Raw genomic sequence first — 4194 nt, 5'->3', positions numbered from 1 at the left:
GCTACAGCCGCAGGCCGCCGTCGACCTCCAGCACCCGGCCGTTGAAGTAGTCGTTCTCCAGCACGTAGACCACCGAGTGGGCGATCTCCTCGGGCCGGGCGAGGCGGCCCAGGGGGACCTGGGCGCGAATGCGGTCCAGGGCCTTCTCGGGCATCTGGGCGACCATCGGCGTCTCCGTGAAGCCCGGGGCGATGGCCGCGGCGCGGATGCCGTGGCGCGCCAGCTCTTTGGCCCAGGTGACGGTCATCGAGGCGATCCCGGCCTTGGCCGCGGAGTAGTTCGTCTGCCCGAAGTTGCCGGCCCGGGAGATGCTCGAGATGCTGGCGATCACGCCGCCGTTGCCGAGGCCGATCATCTGCTCCGCCGCCTCGCGGGTGCAGAGGAAGACGCCGCGAAGGTCCACGTTGATCACCGTGTTCCAGTCCTCCAGGCTCATCTTCTTCTCGACCTGGCCTTCGCGGGCCTTCAGCAGCAGGCCGTCGCGGGTGATGCCAGCGTTGTTGATCAGCGCATCCAGCGCGCCGAAGTCACGGGCGATGGCGGCGAAGGTCTCCTCGACCGCGGCCTCGTCGGAGACGTCGAGGTGATAGACCCGGGTCTCCGCGCCGGCCGCCTCGCACAGCCGCGCGGTCTCGGCCAGGCCCTCGTCGTTGACGTCTGCCAGCGCCAGGCGGGCGCCGCGGTCCGCCAGCGTCTGTGCCGTCGTCCGGCCCAGGCCGCGGCCCGCGCCGGTGATCACCACCGTCCTGCCTTTGATCTCCATGGGTGAGTACTCCTGTGGCTCCGTTGGTGAAAGGCCGCACGCCTCAGGCGTGACGGCGCAGCAGTGCGAGCGTGTGTTCGGCGATCATGCGCTCCTCGTCGGTGGGGATGACCCACAGCGCCGGGGTGCTGTCCGCGGTGCTGATGCATGGTCCGCCGCGGGTGTTGGCGTCGTGGTCGAGGCGCGCGCCGAGCCATTCCAGGCCGGCGCTGACGCGCTCGCGGATGGCGGCGGCGTGCTCGCCGATGCCGGCGGTGAACACCACGGCGTCGAGTCCGCCGAGGGCGGCGGCGAGCGAGCCGATCTCGCGCACCGTGCGGTAGACGAACAGCGCCACGGCCTCGGCGGCGGCGGGCGCATCGCTGTCGAGCAGCGCGTGCATGTCGTCGCTGATGCCGGAGACGCCGTAGAGGCCGCTGTGGCGGTAGAGCAGGTCCTCGATCGCGTCCGCCGACAGGCCCTCGCTGCGCATCAGGTGGAGGACGACCCCGGGGTCCAGGGCGCCGCAGCGCCGGCCCATGGGCAGGCCGTCGAGGGCGGTGAAGCCCATGGTGGTGGCCACGCTGCGCCCCTCCGAGAGGGCGCACAGGCTGGCGCCGTGGCCGAGGTGGGCGACCACCGCGCGCCCGCGGGCCGCCGCCGGGTCGTAGGCTGGCAGCGCGCCGGCGATGTACTCGTAGGACAGACCGTGGAAGCCGTAGCGCAGCACTCCCTGATCGCGGTAGCGCCGCGGCAGGGCGAACCACTGGGCCACCGGGGCTGGCTGCGGTGGAAGGCGGTGTCGAAGCACGCCACCTGGGGCATGTCCGGGTGCGAGGCACGGAGCTGGCGTACCGGCTCCAGGTTGTGGGGCTGGTGCAGCGGGGCCAGGGGTTCCAGCGAGGTGAGGTAGTCGAGCTCGGCGTCGTCCACCCGCACCGGGGCATGGTGCCGCGGGCCGCCGTGGACCACCCGGTGGCCGACGGCGCGGACGCTGCGCCCGCTGCCCACGTAGTCGTCGAGCCAGCCCACCAGCCCGGCGATGAGCGAACCCTCGTCGCCGTCGGCGGGCAGGGCCGGGGCATCGACCGCGGCGCCCCCGGCGTCCTCGGCGGTGAATTGCGGGGCGTCGCCGATGCCCGCCAGCTCGCCGTGCAGCGCCCGGCTGAGGGCGTCGCCGGCGTCCACGTGGTAGAGCGCGAACTTTACGCTGGAGGAGCCGGCGTTGAGGACGAGGACGGCGTCTCCCTCACCCATGGCCGTTGCCCCCGCCGGCGGCGTGCATCAGTGCTGCTGTGGCGCAGGAGGCCATGCGTGCGAGCTCGTCGTCCGCCCGGCTGGTGAGCGCGATGGGCACCTGCGCGCCGAGCACCACCCCGGCGGCGGCGGCGTGGGAGATGTACTCGAGCTGCTTGGCAAGCATGTTGCCGGCCTCCAGGTCCGGGGTGAGGAGGATGTCCGCGTGGCCGGCGACCGGCGAGCGGATGCCCTTGGTCCGCGCGGCGTTGACGTCGACGGCGTTGTCGAAGGCGAGCGGGCCGTCGAGCACCGCACCGGTGATCTGGCCGCGGTCCGCCATCTTGCAGAGCACGCTGGCGTCGACGGTGCACGGCATCGCCGGGTTCACCGTCTCCACAGCGCAGAGGATCGCCACCTTCGGTGCCTCGGTGCCCAGGGCGTGGGCGAGGTCGACGGCGTTCTGCACGATGTCGACCTTGTCCGTGAGCGAGGGGGCGATATTGATCGCGGCGTCGGTGATCAGCAGCGGGCGGTCGTAGCCGGGGATGTCCATGACGAAGACGTGGCTGAGCCGCCGTCGCGTGCGCAGGCCGGTGTCCGTGTCCACCACCGCGCCCATGAGCTCGTCGGTGTGGAGCATGCCCTTCATGAGCGCGTCCGCCTCGCCGGTGTGGACCAGTTCCACCGCGCGGTTGGCGGACTCGCGGCCGTCGCCGGCGGGGACGATGCGGTAGTCGTCGATGGCGAGCCCGGCGCGCCCGGCGGCGGCGCGGATATCCGCCTCGGGGCCGACCAGCACCGGGACGATCAGGCCGGCCTCGGCGGCGCGTACGGCGCCGAGCAGCGACGCGTCGTCCACCGGGTGGACCACCGCCATGTGCAGCGGGGGCAACGCCCGCGCCGACTCGATCAGCCGCCGCAGGCGGTCGCCGTGGTCGAGGACCTCCACGTCCGGCAGCGCGGTGCGCTCGCGCCGGACCTCCTCCTGCGGCGGCAGGACCTCGGCGGTGCTGCTCACCAGCACGTTGCCGTCCCCGTCCAGGCACAGGCACTCCATGACCACGCGGCCGCTGTCGGCGTGCTTCTCGGCGACGCGCACGGTGACGGTCACCGTGGTGCCCAGGGCGATGGGGCGGACGAAGTCGAAGGTCTGACGGGCGTAGATGGTGCCCGGCCCCGGGAGGTGGGTGCCGAGGACGTTGGAGATCAGCGCGCCGGCCCACATGCCATGGCCGATCAGGGTGTGGAAGACGTGCTCCTGGGCGAAGCGGCGGTCCACGTTGAGCGGGTTCACGTCCCCCGAGATGGCGGCGAATGCCGCGATGTCGCGTTCGGTGAGCTGGCGTACCAGGCTCGCGGTCTGGTCGACCTTCAGCTCCTCGAAGGTGTACCCCCTCAGCAGGCCGTCGTCGTCCGTTGTCGTGGTCTCGTCACCGCAATGGCTCATTGCCGTTCACCCCGCAGCGTGGGTTGCCGGCGCGCCCGGGGGCGCCGCCGGGGCTCAGTGGCCGTGCATGCTCGACTCGAACCGCCGCAGGTGGCGGTTCTGGTAGCCCGCGCCGTAGCGCATCAGCCGCCCGAGCAGGACCTTGGCCGTGTCGTTGACCAGGAACTCCGCGAACGAGAAGGCCCACACCAGCACCACCAGGCGCCAGTCCAGCGGCGTGATGAACCAGCCGAACAGCGCCGCCAGCGTGCCCAGGACCTGGGTCGCCTCGAGGGTCACGAACAGCTGCCAGCTCGGCCACGGGCGCTGCCAGAACGGCCCGTCCGAGCGGGTGATGAACAGTGTCATGTGCCCGGCGACCAGCAGCTTGAGGAAGATCAGCGTCTGCAGCGTGTCGCCGTCCAGCCCCAGCGGGTGGCGCCCGAGCCAGTAGAGGATGAAGGTCGCGATCACCCCGAGGGCGCCGATCAGCGACGCCTCGCAGAGCGTGCGGGTCATGTCCCAGCGCCTCGGGTGATCGGCCACCGGGGCGTTGTCGTAGGCGATCATCATGATGGGCACGTCGTTGAGCAGGGCGAGCAGCACGATCATGATCGCGGTCACGGGGTAGACGTCGAAGACGACGATGCTCAGGGCGATGAACAGCAGCACCCGGATGGTCTCGGCGATGCGGAAGGTGGCGTAGCTGTTCATCCGCCGGAAGATGCGCCGGGCCTCCTCCACCGCGGTGGCGATTACCGACAGACCGGCCTCGGTGAGGACCAGG

At 71.7% G+C, this 4194-nt stretch carries 3 protein-coding genes and 2 pseudogenes; all 5 read right to left on the bottom strand.

Translation table 11 applies throughout. The annotated features are described in order from the left end of the window. Nucleotide 1 precedes the first annotated feature (1 nt). A complete protein-coding gene (locus G7A99_RS08555) occupies nucleotides 2-763 on the bottom strand; it encodes an SDR family oxidoreductase (RefSeq protein ID WP_163139535.1) in 762 nt (253 codons plus the stop codon). A gap of 43 nt (nucleotides 764-806) precedes the next feature. After that, nucleotides 807-1517 carry an acetate/propionate family kinase gene (locus G7A99_RS25910; RefSeq protein ID WP_371807603.1) on the bottom strand — a complete coding sequence of 237 codons (711 nt, stop codon included), beginning with the start codon at nucleotides 1515-1517 and terminating at the stop codon, nucleotides 807-809. 62 nt (nucleotides 1518-1579) lie between these two features. After that, nucleotides 1580-1999, bottom strand: a pseudogene (locus G7A99_RS25905) (acetate kinase); the annotation flags it as partial. Next, on the bottom strand, nucleotides 1992-3428 hold the full coding sequence (locus G7A99_RS08545; protein ID WP_018718041.1) for a bifunctional enoyl-CoA hydratase/phosphate acetyltransferase: 1437 nt from the start codon (nucleotides 3426-3428) through the stop codon (nucleotides 1992-1994). The gene G7A99_RS08545 and the pseudogene G7A99_RS25905, both read right to left, overlap by 8 nt. 54 nt (nucleotides 3429-3482) lie before the next feature. Then, nucleotides 3483-4194, bottom strand: a pseudogene (locus G7A99_RS25340) (metal-transporting ATPase); the annotation flags it as partial.

The organism is Arhodomonas sp. KWT, assembly GCF_010993615.1.
Note: the sequence above shows the minus strand (reverse complement) of the source record. Positions and strands in the feature narration are given on the sequence as shown.